Annotated in this window: 16 protein-coding genes and 2 pseudogenes; 14 read left to right on the top strand and 4 right to left on the bottom strand. The window is 68.5% G+C overall.

The window, feature by feature from the left end; genetic code table 11:
* Positions 1–25: 25 nt before the first annotated feature.
* The 3 genes from STRIP9103_RS40005 to STRIP9103_RS39995 all read right to left on the bottom strand — a co-directional run bounded on the left by STRIP9103_RS40005 (position 26) and on the right by STRIP9103_RS39995 (position 3579).
* Entirely contained in the window at positions 26–2125 is a 2100-nt protein-coding gene (locus STRIP9103_RS40005) for an ArnT family glycosyltransferase (RefSeq protein WP_009337809.1), read from the bottom strand.
* The gene (locus STRIP9103_RS40000; RefSeq protein WP_078614212.1) at positions 2122–3108 is read right to left on the bottom strand and encodes a dolichyl-phosphate beta-glucosyltransferase; all 987 of its coding nucleotides are present in this window, start codon (positions 3106–3108) and stop codon (positions 2122–2124) included. The genes STRIP9103_RS40005 and STRIP9103_RS40000 overlap by 4 nt, the downstream gene beginning before the upstream one ends.
* 174 nt (positions 3109–3282) lie before the next feature.
* The gene (locus STRIP9103_RS39995; protein WP_009337875.1) at positions 3283–3579 is read right to left on the bottom strand and encodes a zinc-ribbon domain-containing protein; all 297 of its coding nucleotides are present in this window, start codon (positions 3577–3579) and stop codon (positions 3283–3285) included.
* Positions 3580–3628: 49 nt separating this feature from the next.
* Between STRIP9103_RS39995 and STRIP9103_RS39990 the strand changes: the two genes are divergently transcribed.
* Both STRIP9103_RS39990 and STRIP9103_RS39985 read left to right on the top strand, forming a co-directional pair.
* Entirely contained in the window at positions 3629–4006 is a 378-nt protein-coding gene (locus tag STRIP9103_RS39990) for a hypothetical protein (protein WP_158696952.1), read from the top strand.
* 19 nt (positions 4007–4025) lie between these two features.
* Positions 4026–4706, top strand: coding sequence for an IMP cyclohydrolase (locus tag STRIP9103_RS39985; protein ID WP_009337835.1), 681 nt, complete (start codon positions 4026–4028; stop codon positions 4704–4706).
* On the opposite strand, the pseudogene STRIP9103_RS52490 reads toward STRIP9103_RS39985, so the two are convergent.
* A pseudogene (locus STRIP9103_RS52490) lies at positions 4672–5039 on the bottom strand (hypothetical protein); the annotation flags it as partial. The gene STRIP9103_RS39985 and the pseudogene STRIP9103_RS52490 overlap by 35 nt on opposite strands.
* Before the next feature lie 34 nt (positions 5040–5073).
* Here STRIP9103_RS52490 and STRIP9103_RS39980 point away from each other — a divergent pair.
* The 12 genes and pseudogenes from STRIP9103_RS39980 (at position 5074) to STRIP9103_RS39920 (ending at position 17393) form a co-directional block, all read left to right on the top strand.
* Positions 5074–5328: a hypothetical protein gene (locus STRIP9103_RS39980; protein WP_158696951.1), complete on the top strand. Its 255-nt coding sequence runs from the start codon at positions 5074–5076 to the stop codon at positions 5326–5328.
* A gap of 379 nt (positions 5329–5707) precedes the next feature.
* The gene (locus STRIP9103_RS39975; protein ID WP_009337803.1) at positions 5708–6433 is read left to right on the top strand and encodes a GntR family transcriptional regulator; all 726 of its coding nucleotides are present in this window, start codon (positions 5708–5710) and stop codon (positions 6431–6433) included.
* A 120-nt stretch (positions 6434–6553) separates the two neighbouring features.
* Entirely contained in the window at positions 6554–7624 is a 1071-nt protein-coding gene (locus STRIP9103_RS39970; protein WP_009337833.1) for an Ldh family oxidoreductase, read from the top strand.
* Entirely contained in the window at positions 7621–7923 is a 303-nt protein-coding gene (locus tag STRIP9103_RS39965) for a putative quinol monooxygenase (RefSeq protein WP_009337839.1), read from the top strand. The genes STRIP9103_RS39970 and STRIP9103_RS39965 overlap by 4 nt, the downstream gene beginning before the upstream one ends.
* Positions 7924–7937: 14 nt before the next feature.
* Positions 7938–8372: a cupin domain-containing protein gene (locus STRIP9103_RS39960; protein WP_009337842.1), complete on the top strand. Its 435-nt coding sequence runs from the start codon at positions 7938–7940 to the stop codon at positions 8370–8372.
* Positions 8369–9754: an aldehyde dehydrogenase family protein gene (locus tag STRIP9103_RS39955; RefSeq protein WP_009337845.1), complete on the top strand. Its 1386-nt coding sequence runs from the start codon at positions 8369–8371 to the stop codon at positions 9752–9754. Before STRIP9103_RS39960 ends, STRIP9103_RS39955 begins: the two co-directional genes overlap by 4 nt.
* 641 nt (positions 9755–10395) lie before the next feature.
* Entirely contained in the window at positions 10396–10764 is a 369-nt protein-coding gene (locus tag STRIP9103_RS39950; protein WP_009337807.1) for a type II toxin-antitoxin system RelE/ParE family toxin, read from the top strand.
* Positions 10764–11087, top strand: a complete 324-nt coding sequence (locus STRIP9103_RS39945) for a helix-turn-helix domain-containing protein (RefSeq protein WP_009337797.1) — start codon at positions 10764–10766, stop codon at positions 11085–11087. The genes STRIP9103_RS39950 and STRIP9103_RS39945 overlap by 1 nt, the downstream gene beginning before the upstream one ends.
* 433 nt (positions 11088–11520) lie before the next feature.
* On the top strand, positions 11521–12939 hold the full coding sequence (locus STRIP9103_RS39940) for an ATP-binding protein (protein ID WP_009337853.1): 1419 nt from the start codon (positions 11521–11523) through the stop codon (positions 12937–12939).
* A 292-nt stretch (positions 12940–13231) separates the two neighbouring features.
* A protein-coding gene (locus STRIP9103_RS48670; RefSeq protein ID WP_086019383.1) for an IS5 family transposase occupies positions 13232–14049 on the top strand; the annotation gives its coding sequence in 2 pieces (ribosomal slippage) (positions 13232–13574 and positions 13574–14049; 819 coding nt in all).
* A 326-nt stretch (positions 14050–14375) separates the two neighbouring features.
* Positions 14376–15009: pseudogene (locus STRIP9103_RS39925) on the top strand (transposase); the annotation flags it as partial.
* A 134-nt stretch (positions 15010–15143) separates the two neighbouring features.
* Entirely contained in the window at positions 15144–17393 is a 2250-nt protein-coding gene (locus STRIP9103_RS39920; RefSeq protein WP_009337865.1) for a sensor histidine kinase, read from the top strand.
* Position 17394: the final 1 nt, after the last annotated feature.

Genomic DNA, 17394 nt, shown 5'->3' with positions numbered 1-17394 from the left:
CGACAGGGCGGCTGTCGCTTGCGCGTCAGCCGACGTCCGACGCGTCCAGGCGGTACAGCCCGCTGTAGTCGCTGACCGCCGTGCCGTTCTCCTTGACCCACTCGGCGATCTCGGAGGCGGCGCTGCTGTCGCCGCCCTGGGCGTTGTCGCTGACGACGATGTAGTGGAGCTTCCCGGCCTTGACCAGTTCCTTGAGCTTGGCGAGGGTCATGGCCTCGTCGCTGCCGGACCAGCCGCCCATGGAGATGACGGGCTCGCCGGACTCCAGGATGATCGAGGACGCGGTCTGGTCGGTGGCGACCGCGACCAGCCAGGTGGCGCCGTCCTGGTTCTTCTTCAGGTACGTGATCATCTCGGACGAGACCTGGGTGCCGCCGCCCATGCCGCCCCCGCCTGTCTGACGGCTGGTCGAGCTGTCGGAGCCGTCGGCCGCGCCGGAACTGTCCGTGCCGGACCCGGAGGTGCCCGTCCCGCTCGGCGCGCTGCCGCTCGGAGCCGCCCCGCTGGGCGCGTCGCCGCCCGTGCGCCGGCCGCCGCCCATGCCGCCCATGCCGCCACCGCCGCCCATGCCGCCCCCGGTGTTGGGGCCGGCCGTCGGGTTGGTGCCGTTGGTGGAGGCGGTGGTGGCCGCCGAGAGGGAGTACGCGGCGGGACCGGCCAGCAGGGCGACGATCGCCGCGACGGACGCGAGGCCGACCAGCTTGCGGCGGCGCATGAACCGTCCGACGAGCAGACCGATCACCGCGACCGCACCGGCGACACCGGCCACCACCTCGGCGACGGTGTAGATCGTCCCGGAGCCGGACACCCGCTGCAGCAGGACGACCGCCCACACCGCACTGGCCGCGACCGCCAGCGGAAGCACCCACCCCCACTTGACGACCGACCCCTCCTTGAAGGCGCCGTACAGCATCACCCCGCCCGCACCGGCGAGGGCCGCGATGCCCGGGGCCATGGCGGTGACGTAGTACGGGTGGAAGGTGCCCTCGGCGAGGGAGAAGGTGAGGTAGTGCAGGACGAACCAGCCGCCCCACAGCATCAGCGCGGCCCGCTTGGCGTCCGTACGCGGGGCGCGTCCGCGCAGCGCCAGCCCACCCACGAGGGCGATGGCCGCGAACGGGATCAGCCAGGAGATCTGGCCGCCCATGATCTCGTTGAACATCCGGTAGACGCTCGACTCGCCGTCGAAGCTCGCCCCGTTGCCCTGCGAGCCGACCGACGAACTCGCCCCGAAGATCCGGCCGAAGCCGTTGTAGCCGATGACGAGGTCCCAGACGGTGTTGTCGGTGGAGCCGCCGATGTACGGGCGGGAGGAGGCGGGGATGAGATCCACGACCACCATCCACCAGGCGCTGGAGACCACGAGGGCCACGGTCCCGGCGGCCAGGTTGCGGATCCGGCGGCCCAGCGAGGCGTTGGCCGCCCACAGGTAGACCAGGAAGAAGGCCGGCAGGACGACGTACGCCTGCATCATCTTCGTGTTGAACGCGAAACCGATCGCGACGCCGGACCAGACGAGGGGCATCATGCGCCCCGTGCGGACGGCCTTCATGAGCGCCGCCGCGCCCAGCAGCATCAGGAAGACGAGGATCGGGTCGGGGTTGGTGTCCCGGGTGATGGCGACGGTGATGGGGGTGAGGGTGAGCGCGAGCGCGGCGATCGTGCCGGCCACGGCCCCGAAATCCCGCTTGACCATCCGGTACAGCAGTGCCACCGAGCCCACGCCCACCGCGACCATCGGCAGCGTCAACTGCCAGGTGCCGTAGCCGAACACGCGGGCCGACAGGCCCATCACCCACAGGGCGAACGGCGGTTTGTCGACGGTGATGAAGCTGCCGGCGTCGAGGGCACCGAAGAAGAAGGCCTTCCAGCTCTTCGTACCGCTGTAGACGGCGGCGTTGTAGAAGGTGTTGCCGGTGACGGAGGACAGATTCCAGGCGTACAGGGCCGTGGCCAGCACGAGGATCGCCCACAGGGCCGGACGGGCCCAGCGCGGGTCCTCGGGGGCACCGGTGAACAGCCGCCGGGCCCGGGCGGCGAGACCGCCGCTCGCGGGAGGGGCTTCGGCCCGGTGCCGGGGTCCGTCGTCCCGCCCGGTCGTGGGCGGCGGGGCGAGGGTCGTCATGACGCGTACTCCATGTCCTTGAGGCCCTGGGGGAGGCGAGCGGGGGTTGTCGCGGTGACTGGGGCGGCCGTAGCAGGAGCCGTGCCGGGGGGCGTACGAGGAGCCGTACCGAGGGTCGTGCGAGCGGTCGTACCGGGGGTCGTACGAGAAGCCGTACTCGCGGCCGTACGAGACGCCGTGCGGGCGGTGGGCGTGGTCACCCATCCGCGGCGTACGCGGCGCGGTACGTCCGCGACGAGGATGCGGCGGTCGACCGTGGCGCGGAGCATGCGGCCCATGCCCTTGAGGTCGTCGAGGGCGGTGCGGACGATGTCGACGCGGCTGTCGGGGTCGTCGACCCAGTCGACCGGGACCTCGTGGATGCGGAGCCCGTTGCGCTGGGCCAGCACGAGGAGTTCGGTGTCGAAGAACCAGGCGGTGTCCTGGATGTGCGGCGCGAGCGCCCGGAAGACGTCGGTACGCACCGCCTTGAAGCCGCACTGGGCGTCCGAGAAGCGTGCGGCGAGGCCCAGCTTCAGCAGCAGGTTGTAGGAGCGGGAGACGAACTCACGCCTGGGGCCGCGGACGATGTCCGCCTGCCGGTGCAGCCGGCTGCCGATGGCGAGGTCGCTGTGGCCGGAGAGCAGGGGCGCGACGAGCGGCAGGAAGCCTTCGAGGCCGGTGGACAGATCGACGTCCATGTACGCGACGACGTCCGCCGTCGACCGGCTCCAGACGTGCTTCAGCGCACGGCCCCGGCCCTTGGCGTCGAGGTGGACGGCGTGCACGTGCGGCAGCCGGTCGGTCAGGGCGAGGGCCGTCTCCCAGGTCGCGTCCGTGCTCGCGTTGTCCGCGATCGTGACGCGGAACGGGAACGGGAAGGCGGCTTCGAGGTAGGCGTGGAGACGGCCGACGCTGTCGGCGAGGACGTGCGCCTCGTTGTACACCGGCACCACGATCTCGACCGAGCGCTGCCGGACGCCTCCCGCGTTCATTTCGTTCATGGCAGCGACTGTCGAGGCCGCTTCTGGGGCGACGCTGAGCGAGTGCTGAGGGAAGAATGAGAATCAGCGGACTCACAGCTTGCCCACAGCCCCCTGATTCCGGTCCACAGGAACCGGCGTCACCAGGGGGATGAATCAGCGATGAATCAGCTCCGCCAGGGCGGGACGGCGGGCTCAGGACTGGTACGGCTGCTGCTGTTGCGGCTGCCCGTACTGCTGACCGCCGGGGCCGCCCGCGGCCTGCGCCTGCAGCCGCTCGGCCTGCTCCGCGTCGATCCTCTGCTCCGCACCGCAGAAGGTGCACTGCGTCTGGTACTTCGTCGACACCGGGAACAGCGGCACGAAGAACAACGTGAACTTCGTGACCCGCTTCCTGAGCGTGTGCGCGGCGGGATTCCCGCACTGTCCGCACACCAGAGTCAGTATCGCCAGCTGGTACAGATAACCCTTGGTGCCAAAGATGATCAGCATCTCGATCCCTCCCGGGGGTGCCTACCGCCACAGTCACACTGCCACCAGTGTGCCTGGCCCTCACCACGCATGGCCGGCGGCCCGTCGCCAGGCCGGAGCCCAGCTGGCCACCGCGGTGGCACTGGCCAGTGTTCGGCAGGACCGGGTGCTGGAGTCCCGCGGAATCCGCCGCGTGCGCAAGGAGTACGGTGTGCCCGGACTGCTGACCAGCCCCGCCCCGGCCGCCTCGCGGGTCGCGGTGGTCGACGACGTGGCGGGCACCGGAGCCGCCGGCCTGCGCTGTGTCGAGGCCCTGCGCGACGCCGGGCACGAGGTGGTCGGCGTCTTCGTCCTCCTCGACCGTTGCCAAGGCGCCGCCGAAGCGCTCGCGCGCTCTGGTGTGATACTCACCTCGCTTTTCCGTTCGGAAGATCTCGTACTGAGATGAATCAGAAAGGCCCTAGCGCATGCCCTCGATCCTGGAAGCCCTTCGGGACAACCCCTATCCCGGTCGGCTCATCCTGCTGGCACGCACCCTGAACGGGGAACTCACCGCCGGATATGCGCTCACCGGACGGAGTGAGGCATCCCGGGCCCGCCGGATGGAACTCACCGCGTCCGGTGAGCTGACCGTCGTGCCGGTCGGCGCCACGGGCCACGACAACCTACGGCACTACGTCGCCGCGACCGCGGACGAGCGATGGACCGTCTACGGCAACGGAGAACAGGTGACGGAGGTTGCCGCTCGGCTGGCAAAGGGCCTCGCGCCCGGGAGCGCGCTGGAAGACCTCAGCTACGAGCCGGACCCGCCGATCTGGACACCGCGGATCACCGCCGTCGTGGACCGTGTCGGCCACCGGTCCTGGTTCGGCGCGGCACGCCGTCCGGAAGACGAGCGGGAGAGCGCGGACACGACCGTGGTCGCGGTGGGCGATCTGGCACCGGGGCAGGCGGTGATGCTCAGCACCTACCAATCGGACGGAGACACCGTGTCGACGGCCCGGCGCCACCTCGACCTGAGCACCACCGCCCAGGACGCGGACGCGCTGCTGGCGGACCTGTGGGCGGCGCTGGACCCGCGCTTCCTGGTCGCCGCGACCGCGTTCGCACCGATCACCGGCGTCCAGGGGCCCACCCGCCATGCCTGACCCGGATCACGTGGGAATGACACCGTGCTGATGGGCGTCGATTCGCTGCACCGGCCCGCACGCCGATCGCGAACAACACGCTGATGACGCGGGGGCCGGGCGGGGAAGAGCCTGCGTGTGGGCCTTCCCCCGGGCCTGGCATTTGTGGGCCTGGATTTGTGGAAGTGGGCCGGGGATGCGGGATCGTGCAGGGCGGCGAACGCGCACAGGAACATCGCGCGTTCGAGTTGCCGGTTGCCGGTTGCCGGTTGCCGGTTGCCGGTTGTCGCTTTTGGGTGCGTGTTCGCCGTGGATCGAGATCCCGGAAGACTTCTTCGTCGGGGGGAGGCCGGCAGCCGCCGGGTTCTCCGGCCAGGAGATCGCCCTCATGATCGCTGACAGCCCCCTGACCACCTGCCTGCACGGCCTGCACGGCCTGCACGGCCTGCACGGCCTGCACGGCCTGTACGAGGAGCGCGAACACCACCTCGCTCCGGCGCGCGCCGAGGCCACCGACGCCGAACCCGACGACGTCACCATCCAGACTGCCGCCGGCTTGGCACCGTCCTCCGCGTCCTGCTCCACCGCACCCAGACGCTCACCTTCGCCGCCCACCCACGTGGGGTGGCTTCGGCAGCGATGATGCGAGCGGTCTCGCTTTCAGCCTGCTGGAGCCCGCCCTGTCCGACTGCGCCACGGCGTGACGCACCGACCTCGCCATCGCCGAGGCCACAGCCGGCTCACACCGCACCCGCGTCACCTCCGAGAACACCGCCCCCGAAGCGGTGTCCCTCGGAAGAGACAAGCGGCTTCGTACTCAATCCCGCTCGTGACACCTTGTGCCGGACGGTCCGCTCACGCATCGCTCACGCATGAAGGCATCGACTGGAGCCGTGATCTTGCCGGTCGCGCGGCGAGGGCGGGGCGCTGCCCTGGGTCTCCCGGTGGAACTTGTGGGTGGACGCGCCGCCAGTCGTAGTCTGTATACCGAAGAGTGTGCGTAACGGTGGACAGGGAGTCTCATGGCCCGGGCGACTGGCAAGAGCGAGGCGGTCTACGAGCGGCTGAAGGGTGACATCGAGTCGCTGCGGATGCGGCCGGGGGCCAAGCTGAGTGAGGTCCAGCTGGGCGAGGAGCTGGGGGCTTCACGGACGCCGGTGCGGGAGGCGATCCGGCGGCTGGCCCGGGAAGGGCTGGTCGACTTCGTGCCGGGGGAGGTGGCCCGGGTGGCCGCCATCTCCCTGGGCGGTGTGCGCGCCCTGTTCGAGTTCCGGATGCTGCTGGAGCCCCGGGCGGTCGCCTCGGTCACCACGGCGGGCTCGGCCGACGAGCGGGTGCTGGCGCCGTTCCGTGAACTGCTGGAGCGGCTGGAGGTGTTCGACGAGTCCTTCCGCGCGCTGGACTCCGCCGCGCAGGCGGGCTCGTACCAGGAGTTCTACGACATCACCGAGGCGTTCGACCAGGCGGTCATCGCGGCCTGCCGCAATCCCTACCTCGCCCGCACGATCCGCGACCTGCGCAGTCAGACCGTACGCCTGCGTCACCTCTCGCACAGCGGCCCGCGTCGCATGCTGACCTCGCTGGAGGAGCACCGCGCGATGCTGAAGGCGGTCACGCACGGGGACGCCCAGGCGGCGGAGGCGGCCTGCCGGCATCACCTCGCGCAGACTCTGCAGGCGCTCATCGACAGTCTGACCAGCCAGGATCTGACACTCGGTACGGACGTGTCGCTGGACGTCGCAGGCTGAGACACCCCTCCACGTCCGACGGAGGCGCTGGGGCACCGCGCCTCCCGGCCTGTGGTTTCTCCATCCGTTGTGATGTATACAGGAGTGGATACATGACTTCTGGAGAGGAGAGGCCGCCTCATGCCGCATACCGTCGGCGCCGCCGACCTGCTGGGTTTCGCCGCCGCCACCGCCGAGGCGCACGGCGTTCCGTCCGCGGACGCCCGTCTGCTCGCGGACACCTTGGTGACCGCGGAACTGTGGGGACACGCGTCCCACGGCATGCTGCGCCTGTCCTGGTACCTCGACCGCCTCGCGAGCGGGGCCACCACGGCCGTCGCGGACCCGCGAGTCGTCAGCGACAACGGCGCCGTGGTCGTGGTCGACGGCCGCGACGGCCTCGGCCAGGTGCTCACCGACCACGCGGTGACCCTGGGCGTGGAGCGTGCCCGCCGGCACGGGATCAGCGCGGTCGCCGTCCGCGACTCCGGTCACTTCGGGACCGCGGCGTACTTCACGCGCAGGGCTGCCGAGCAGGGCTGCGTGGCGCTGCTGGCCACCAACGCCAGCCCGGCCATGGCTCCTTGGGGCGGCAAGGAGAAGCGAGTCGGCACCAATCCGTGGTCGATCGCCGCCCCTGCCGGGCGTTACGGCACGGTCGTGATGGACATCGCGAACACGGCCGTGGCGCGCGGCAAGATCTACCACGCCAAGGAGCGTGGTGAGCCGATTCCCGAGGGCTGGGCGGCCGACGCCGAGGGCGTGCCGACGACCGATCCGCGACGTGCGATCGAGGGCCTGATCCTGCCCATGGCCGGCCACAAGGGCTACGCCATCTCCTTCATGTTCGACGTCCTCGCGGGCGTGCTGACCGGCAGCGCCTTCGGCTCGGCGGTCGTCGGCCCCTACCGGTCCACCGGCCGCAGCGGCGTCGGTCATCTGCTGATGTGCGTCGACATCCGGTCGATGGCCGACCCAGCCGAGTTCGAGCAGCGGATGGAGGCCTTGATCGAGGAGACCAAGTCCACCCCGACCGCGCCCGGCACCGACGAGATCTTCGTCCCCGGTGAGCCGGAGATCCGCACCGCCGAGCGGCTGCGCACCGAGGGCATCACGCTCGTCGACGACACCTGGGCCGCCCTCGCCCGCATCGCCGACACCACCGCCGTACGCCTGCCCCGTTCCGTCACTCCCCAGGAGCTGCCCGCATGATCGCCCTGATCGTGTCCCTCCAGGTCGTGCCCGGCTGCCGTGAGGACTTCCTCAAGGCCATCGAGGAGAACGCCGAGCGTTCCTTCACCGACGAGCCCGGCTGCCGCTACTTCGACGTCGTCTGCGACCTGGCGGACGACCACCACTTCGTCTTCCACGAGATCTACGACGACGAGGCCGCCGTAGAGGCCCACCGCGCCGCACCCCACTTCAAGGTCTGGCGCGAGGCCGCGGCGAAGTATGTCGTGCCCGGCAGCCAGGTCAACACGCTCTCCCGCCGCCTGTTCCACCACTCCTGAACGGAGCCGACTCCATGTGCACCAAGCCCGCTGAGCCGAACCTGCTCATCCACCCCGACGAGGTCGAACGCTTCGACCGCGGCGGCGGTGTGGCCACCATCCCCTACGTCGGCAAGTGGAACTCGGAGCAGGCCGTCATCACGACCGGCCAGACCGTCTTCCAGCCCGGCACCGGCCTGCCCCTGCACAGCCACAACGTCGAGGAGTCCGTGCTGATCCTCGAAGGGGCGGCGACCGCGGAGATCGACGGCGAGTTCTTCGACCTGGAGCCCGGTCAGGCCACCTGGGTGCCGGCCGGGACACCACACCGGTTCTTCAACCGGGGCGAGGGCGTCATGCGGATCTACTGGGTCTACGGCGGCCGGGACGTCACCCGCACCATCACCGCCACCGGCGAGACCTTCGAACACCTCTCCGCGCACGACAAGGGAGGGGCCCCCGCCGCATGACCGGCATCATCCAGATCCGCAACCCCGCCACGGGCGAGCCGACAGCCGCGTACGAAGGCTGGGACGCGGACCGCATCGAGACCGCCGTGGCACGGGCCCACACCGCGAGCCTCGCCTGGGCCCAGGTACCGGTCGGCGAGCGGGCCGCGCGCGCCGACCGCCTCGCCCGCACCCTGCGCGAGCACAAGGACCAACTCGCCGCCCTGGCCGTCGCCGAGATGGGCAAGCCGGTGGGGGAGGCCGAGGGCGAGGTCGAGAAGTCCGCGGTCACGGCCGAGTACTACGCCGGGCAGGGCCCCGCAATCCTCGCCGACGAGCGCGTCGAGGTCGACGGAGCGCAAGCGTGGGTGGCCTACGAGCCCGCCGGACTCGTCCTGGCCGTGATGCCGTGGAACTTCCCCGTCTGGCAGGTCATGCGCTTCGCCATCCCCTCCCTGGTGGCGGGCAACGGCGTCCTGCTCAAGCACGCCTCCAACGTCACCGGCAGCGCGCTCGCGCTCCAGGACCTCTTCGTCGAAGCCGGTTTCCCGGAGCACCTGGTGACCGCGCTCGTGATCGCCGACACCGACGTGCCCGACGCGACGGCCCGGCTCATCGAGGACGAGCGCGTCGCCGCCGTCACCCTCACCGGAAGCAACCGGGCGGGCGCGGCGGTGGGTTCGGCGGCCGGGCGGGCGGCGAAGAAGTCCGTTCTGGAACTGGGCGGTTCGGACGCCTTCGTGGTCCTCGACGACGCCGATGTCGAAGCAGCCGCGGCGACCGCGGTGAAGGCGCGCTTCACCAACTCCGGGCAGAGCTGCGTATGCGCGAAGCGATTCATCGTCGCCGCCTCCGTGGCGGATGACTTCACCGCCGCCTTCGTGGCCGGTGTCGAAGCCCTGCGCGTCGGTGACCCGCGCGAACGACGGACTCAGGTCGGCCCGCTCGCCCGCGACGACCTGCGAGCGGCGATCCACCGGCAGGTCGAGGAATCCGTCGCCGCCGGCGCCCTCCTCCTGACCGGCGGCAAGCCCGTGCCCGGCGACGGCTTCTTCTACCAGCCCACCGTCCTGGGCGACACCGGCCCGGGCATGCCCGCCTTCGACGAGGAGACCTTCGGCCCGCTCGCCGCCATCGCCGTCGCCCGGGACGACGAGGACGCCGTACGGCTCGCGAACGCCACGCCGTACGGGCTCGGCCTGAGCATCTGGACGGCCGACCCCGGCCGCGGCGTCGCCCTCGCCCGACGTATCACCAGCGGAGCGGCCTTCGTCAACGCGATCGTCGCCTCCGACGCGCGCCTGCCCTTCGGCGGCACCAAGCGCAGCGGCTACGGCCGCGAACTGGCCGCCGCCGGCATCCGCGAGTTCACCAACACGCGCACCTACTGGGTGACCGCCTGACCGGATCACGCCCCTGCCGGAACATCTCTCAGGACCTGTCTGCCACCGCACCGGCAGCCAGGTCCGCTGCCGCGGGCCTGGCCCGGGCACCGACCGTACAGTCCCCGTGGTCTCGGATGCGGCTGCGGCGCCCGAGGCGAGGCCCAGCACCTGGCCTGAGCCCGAGGCTCCTGGCGGCACCGCTGCTCAGGACCCCGTCCGCCCGCTGGTCCGACCCGCAGACCCCCACGGACCCGCGGAGACGGCTGCGTAGCAGCGTGTCCCCGTTCTGTCCCCGCACACAGGAAAACACCCCCTCGGAGATCACTCCGAGGGGGTGTTCCCACCTCGTTTTGCCTGGTCAGGCATGGCGCCCCCGGCAGGATTCGAACCTGCGACACCCGCTTCAGGAGTTTTCGCTGGGCGGGGCTGTGACCTGCGAAAACTCTGCTGATAGCTGTTTGGCCTGGGAAAACTCTCCTCGGCGGTTCTCACGTCTTTGCGAGGCTTCCCGTCCTCTATGTGTGCCGAATCCGTTCTGGGTCGGCCGGAGGTAGCGACCTTTTCGGGCGGGTTGGGGTGGCAGCGCGGTCTGGGGCAGTGCAGCTCCGAGGTCCGTGGCGGCTTGCGTTATGCATTTGGAGGTATATACCGTTGATTGCATGACGGAGCGGTGGGAGATCGAGATCGAACCCGAGGTACGGGATTGGCTGGAGCTGCTTCCATTCCGCCTCTACCGGCGGGTCGAGGACAAGACCGACCGACTGCTGGACGAGCCGACGACCCTCGGCGAGCCGTACTCGCGGCACCTGGGTGGCAAGCTACGTGAGCTCCGCTTCGAGTTGGATGGCGAAGCCGTACGCATCCCGTACTGGCTCGCGCCAGGACAACGGATCGTGCTGCTGACGGTCTTCCGTAAGACGAGGATGCGTGAAGTGGTGGAAGTCGAGCGTGCGCACCAGGCCCAGAAGGTCTGCGAGGCCGAGCATGGCCATGCCCAGCACACGTACGAGCGGCGCAAGGAGAGTTGATGAATCACAGCACGTGGAGGACGCGCCGGGCTCGGCAGCTTGCGGGTGAGGCGGTGGAGTACGACCAGGAGTACGTCGACGCGCGGCTGGCCGGCGATCTCGGACAGGCGGTCTACAACCGCCGGATCGAGCTCGGCCTGTCCCAGGCGGAACTGGCAGAGCGAGCCGGGATGACTCAGCCCCAGGTCTCCCGAATGGAGGGCGGCGACACCGTGCCGACTCTCCCGCTGCTGCGGCGCTTGGCCAAGGCCCTGGAGGGCACGCTGAACCTGACCATCGACGAAGGCGACTCGCATGTCACCTTCACCCCGCACGCCGCCTGAGCCGCTGGCAGGCGGGCCGTCGGCCATAAATCCCCAAGGGCACCTACCAGAGTCCGTAGGTGCCCTTCTTCTGTGCCCCCGGCAGGATTCGAACCTGCGACACCCGCTTTAGGAGTGGGATCGAATCTCTGACGGGTGGTGTTTGGTTGTGCCGCGTGGTGCTGTTCTGCCTGATCGGCGCCGCGCGGCACGGCCGGCCCATCCGGCTCAGGACGGTTCTTGTTGCGCAGTCCGCTCACGCGCCGCTCACGCATCCGGCGACCGCGGGCGTCCAATGGCGGACCGTGCTGGGGCATGGAATGGAAGGCTGATCTTCTCCCGTGGGTGCACCCGGGGAGCGGCATCTTCCCGAATTCATCCTGCAACTAACGTTAATGTTACTAACTGTGATGTTAGTATCTGTTCCGTTAGGTGGTGCTGGGGAGGTGGCGGCATGGCAGATTTCGTGGGCAGGCGGCACGAGCTAGAGACGCTGGATCGCGAGCTGGGCAAGGTGACGGCCGGGGTCGGTGGGGAGCGGCCTGGGCGGTGCGTGATGCTGCGTGGGCGCCGCCGGGTGGGTAAGTCGCGGTTGGTGGAGCGGTTCGCCGAGAGGTCCGGTGCGCCGTTCCTCTTCTATGCCGCCACAGGGGCGTCGCCGGGGGCGGACCTGGAGCGGCTCGGTCAGGATGCGCAGTCATCCAGCCTTCCGCTGGCGAATCTGCTGTCCGCGGCCCGCCCGGCGAGTTGGGATGCCGCCTTCGATGTGCTGGCGGCGGCACTGCCGCACGACCGGGCGAGCGTGGTGGTCATGGACGAGGTGCCCTATTTGATGGATGCGGAGGGCTCCTTCGAGGGCATGCTTCAGCGGGCCTGGGACCGAGTGCTGGAGAAGAAGCCGGTTCTGCTCATTCTGATCGGCTCCGACCTGTCGATGATGGAGGTGCTGAACAGCTATGGACGCCCGTTCCACCAGCGCGGACGGGAGATGGTGCTGGGTCCGCTCAACCCGGCGGAGGTGGGCGAGATGCTCGGCCTCGATCCCGCCTCGGCCTTCGATGCGGCCTTGATCACCGGTGGACTGCCTCTGATCTGTGCGGAGTGGCCGCACGGCGCCGGGATGTGGGAGTTCCTGCAGGCGGCACTCAGCGATCCGGTCTCGGCCTTGCTGGTGTCGGCGGAGCGATCGCTCGCCGCGGAGTTCCCCCAGCAGGTCCAGGCCCGCACCGTCCTCTCGGCGATCGGCAGCGGTGAGCGGACGTTCTCCAATATTGCCCGCGCCGCTGGCGGGATCGGGGCGACCCCGCTCCAGCGGTCGCTGGGGATCCTCGCGGACAAGCGGGTGATCGCGGCGGAGCTTCCCGTGTCCACGCGGCCTTCGAAGGATCGTCGCTACCGGGTCGCGGATCCCTACCTCCGCTTCTGGCTGAAGCTCCTGGGTCCGGCGATAGAGGAGATCGAGCGGGGCCGGGGTGACCTGACGCTGCGGCGCATCCGCGAAAACTGGACCAGCTGGCGTGGCAGGGCCGTTGAACCTCTGGTGCGCGAGGCGCTGGCACGGCTGCTGCCCGACGCGAACCTCCCCGCCGCTCCCGCCATCGGTGGTTACTGGACCCGTACCAACGATGTGGAGATCGATGTCGTGGGAGCGGACCGCGCACCGATCGCCAAGGAACTGTTGTTCGTCGGCTCGGTGAAGTGGCTGGAGAACTCCCCGTTCGACCGGCACGATCTCGCGGCGCTGCACCGACACCGCGCCGCGCTCACGCCTGCTCCCGTGCCGGTGATCGCTGTCTCGCGCAGCGGGACTGACTGCACGGGGCTCGACGCTGCGTACGGCCCGGCGGAACTCCTCGCAGCGTGGTCCTCCTGAGCGCGCCGGGATACATGTTGGGCCGGGAGCGTATGGTCTGCCGGCCGAACCAGGGTCGGCCGAGCCTCCGACCAGGTCCACCGCGACCTCGGCACCGTGCCGACACCCTCGACGGGGATGTCCTTCCGCTCACGCAAACGGCCCCGGACAACGAGTCCGAGGCCGAATAGAACGCTCCCTGAGAAGAAACCCCAGGTCAGCGGCGTAATGCGTTGTGCCCCCGGCAGGATTCGAACCTGCGACACCCGCTTTAGACCGTGTCCTACGTGGTGAGGCGGACGTTGGGCAGGGCATGGGGCGGGATACGTGGAGTTGGATTGTTCCGGATGGGCTGTGGGAGATCGCGAAGCCGCTGATCCCGCCGTCGAAGGTGCGGCCACAGGGCGGCGGTACACAGGACACGCCTGATGAGACGCTGTTCGCGGCGATCATCTACGTGCTGGTCAGCGGTTGTGCCTGGCGGGCTCTGCCGCCCTGCTTCGGCATATCGAAGTCGACCGCTCACCGCCGCTTCCTGATCTGGTCCAGAGCCGGCGTCTGGGGCCGATTGCACGAGGCTGTGCTGCACCGGCTCGACGACGCCGGCCTGGTCGATGTGACCCGTGTAGTCCTCGACACCGCCCACGTCAGGGCTAAAAAGGGGGCGAACACACAGGTCCGAGCCCCGTGGACCGGGGCAAGCCGGGTTCCAAGATGCACATCCTGTCGGACGCGAACGGACTGCCCCTGGTCGTCGGCGTCTCGGCCGGCAACACCCACGACAGCGAAGGTCTGAAGCCGATGGTGGCGGGTCACCAAACGAGACACGACCCCCATCGCGGCCGGTACTTCAAGCCTCAGCGCCTCCACACGGACAAAGCCTACGATCGACCGGACCTGCGGAAATGGTTACACGGCAAGCGCATCGGAGTCCGGATCGCCCGCAAAGGCATCGAGTCCAGCGAACGGCTGGGCCGCCGCAGGTGGGTGATCGAAAGAACGATGTCGTGGCTGTCCGGCTACCGCAGACTCAGCCCCCGCTACGAACGTAATCCCCGCAACTACCTGGCCTTTCTCGGTCTCGCCGCGGCCTTGTGCTGCTACAAGCGCCTCGTCCGCCTCACCACGTAGGACACGGTCTTAGGAGTGGGATCGAATCCCTGATGGGCGGTGCTGAGCCTTGCCGCGTGGTGCTGTTCTGCCTGATCAGCGCCACACGGTACAGGGGGGTGCGCCAGTCTGTGACGGCCAGTCCCACAACGTCCGCTCACGCATCGCTCACGCATGTGGGACGTTCTCACCTGCGGCGGAGTGTCTCTGGTTAGCTGTCGGACGTGCGCCCCGCCCCCGGGCGGTTCGCCGCGGGCAGACAGGAAAAGATCCCGAGAGGGTTGGTGCACCGCTGTAGAGGCATGCCAACGTAGACGATCTTTCCGATCGCCCGGGGGGAGAGACTCACCGACTCCGGCGGCGGCACCCACGAGTTCATCGCCTGGCTCGCGAAGGGCAGGTGGCTGTCGTACTCGGTCGGGGTGACCATCACCGACGCCATCCACCAGGCCGTCCTGAAGGTCCCGGCCTGGACTGGAACCCGACGGCGAGATCCGCGACGGCGCCTGGGGCGTCGAACTCTCCGGCGACTGCTTGACCGGCTGCCCGAAAGGGCTGTGGCTGATCGTGCGCAAGGAACGGCCACACCCCGGCGCCCAGTTGCGTTTCACTGACGCCGACGCGGCTGACCCGCTTCGCCACCAACACCACCGGCGAGGCGATCGCCGCCCTCGAACTGCGACACCGGCAGCGGGCCCGGGCCGAGGACCGCATCCGCGCCGCCGGCCTGCGCAATCTCCCTCTCCATGACACCGCGCAGAACCAGATCTGGCTGGAGATCGTGCAGATCGCCCTCGACCTGCTCGCCTGGATGCCCCTGCTCGCCCTGACCGGCCAAGCCCGGCTCTGGGAGTCCCGCCGCCTGCGGTTTCGGCTGTTCTCCACCGCCGCCCAGCTCGTCACCACCGGCCGCCGTCGCATCCTCCGCTTCGCAGGGCACTGGCCTGGACCGACGTGATCACGCATGCCCTGGACCGGCTCCACTCCGAAATTCCCCACCAACACTCGCCACAAAGGGTCCGTCAGCAAGCTGACGGACCCTCATGCACGATCGGGGTTTGCGAACTACAGGTAATCCCAGAAGACTTCCCTTGCACGGTCTCTATGTAGCTAGCATGCTGGAAGATCCCACTGCTCACGAGAGGCGGCGCCGGTTGGCCAGGCATCATCTGCGCTTCGCGCCCAAGATCCTCACGCGTCTCGGTGAAGAGCTCGTTCCGCATCCGGACATGGGAATCATGGAGTTGGTACGCAACGCGTACGACGCAGACGCCACCGAGTGCAGCATCGAGTTGGTCGACTCCGCGCGCACTGGCGGCTCGATCATCGTTTCGGACAACGGGCACGGCATGACCGATGCCGAACTCACCTCCGACTTCCTGCTCATCGGCAGTTCCAGGAAACCGTCGTCACCGTTCACCCGCAGCGGTCGAAGGCGGGTCGGCGAGAAGGGGCTTGGGCGTCTGGCAGCGCTTCGCCTGGGTCGGCGTGTGAAGGTCACGACACGGTCCGCGGCGACTCCAGGTGTGCAGTACACCCTGGGTATCGACTGGGACGAACTCGACTCCGCTCACGCGGTGGAGGACGTAGCGCTCGAACTCCGCGACGTCCCGCCTTACGCCCGTGTGGGAACTCGTATCGAGATACACGATCTCCGGCAGGGGTTGAGCATCGCCGATGTCGAGCGGCTTACGCGCTCGCTCACGCTGCTCACGGGCCCCTTTCAGACCGAGTCGACCTTCAAGATTCTCTGGAATCACACGGCGTTCGGGTATGAGGACCTCACCTCGACCGTGACGGATGAACACCTGCAGTGGGCCGAGTTCCATTTGTCGGGACGGCTCGGTGCGGATGGCAGCCAGTCGGCGGAGCTCAGGGACCATCAGGGAAATCTGATTGGCACCGCAACGGCGAGAGACCTTCGGTCCGCGGTCGCCGGAGGCCGACGCCCAACGACCGCAACCGGCGGCGAGCGCCTTTTCACCAGTGCCCCTGCGGCCAAGTTCGACCTGTGGATGTTCAATCTCAACCCGAGGCATTCGGTCGCTCTGCGTGACTCGGTTCAGCCAACACCGGAGATTAAGAGCTGGCTTGCCGACGTCGGCGGTGTACACCTGTATCATCATGGGTTGCGAGTTCAGCCCTATGGTGACCCTGACGACGACTGGCTGAGCATCAACGTCCGTCGCGCTGTGCTCTCCGAATTCCGCCCCTATACAAATAACTCCGTAGGGGCGCTGGTCGTCAATGACCCGGAAGATCGCCTCCAGCCGAAGACGGACCGTAGTGGTTTCGTGCAGAACGCCGCCTTCGGTGAACTACGTGAGTTCGCCCGGTCAGCAATTGAATGGGCATCACAGCGCCGTCGTCAGATTCGCGAAGCCGAACGGCAAGAACAACGCAAGCGCGCGAAGGCGCAGACGGCCGATGCCGAGGCCGACTTCACCGAAGCTAAGAAGGCCCTTGAGGAGCAGCTCGCAGATAATCAGGGCCGCCTGGATGGCAACTTTGACCGTGCGTCGGTCCAACGTATCTTGACCACCTCGCAGCTCCTTGCGGACCAGCGTCTGCGAGAGATCAAGGATCTCCAATCCGAGTTGCTCCTCTACCGGGCCCTCGCCACTGTGGGAACGAGTACCTCCGTGTTCGCCCACGAAGCGCAGCAGCCCGCTGATCGCATCCTCCAGGAAGCGCGTACGGTCGACCGGAGGGTGCGTCGGGACATCGATCCGGCAACTGTCGATGACCGCTATAAACCGTCTCTGAGTGCCATCATGGATGGGGCTCGTACCTTGCAGATCTTCGCCAAACTTCCTCTGGAACTTCTTGTCCGCAAGAAGCGCGATCTGACATACGTGGACATCGACGAAGTGTGCCTGGCCACATTGCGTCTGTTCCATAATTTCCTCAGTGACCGCTGCATTCACGTCACCCATGATCTCGATGGCCGGAACCTTCGCGTACGAACCTACGAGGCTGCGGTCGAATCCATCGTCTCCAATCTTCTCGTCAACTCCGTGCACGCGCTGACGCGTACGGACGGCGGCCTGGAGCGCAGGATCCACCTGGCGACCCGCTCCTTCGTAGATAAGGACGCTCCGTGGATTCGCCTAACCGTGGATGACTCGGGCCCAGGGATCCAGGACGCCTCGACGGAAGAGATTTGGGTTCCCGGATTCACCACCCGAGACGGTGGGACAGGCTTGGGTCTGACCATCGTCCGTGACACGGTAGGCGACATGTCGGGACGCCAGCAGGCGATCAGAAACGGCCCCCTAGGGGGAGCCCGGCTACTGGTCGAGTTGCCTGCCTCGACGACGTCGGCTCCCGCTGCCGGTAACACGAACGACGAAGGGGAGGAGTGAC

The organism is Streptomyces ipomoeae 91-03, assembly GCF_000317595.1.
GTDB classification, from domain to species: domain Bacteria; phylum Actinomycetota; class Actinomycetes; order Streptomycetales; family Streptomycetaceae; genus Streptomyces; species Streptomyces ipomoeae.
The sequence above is the reverse complement of the archived record's forward strand: the minus strand, read 5'-3'. Positions and strand labels throughout refer to the sequence as shown.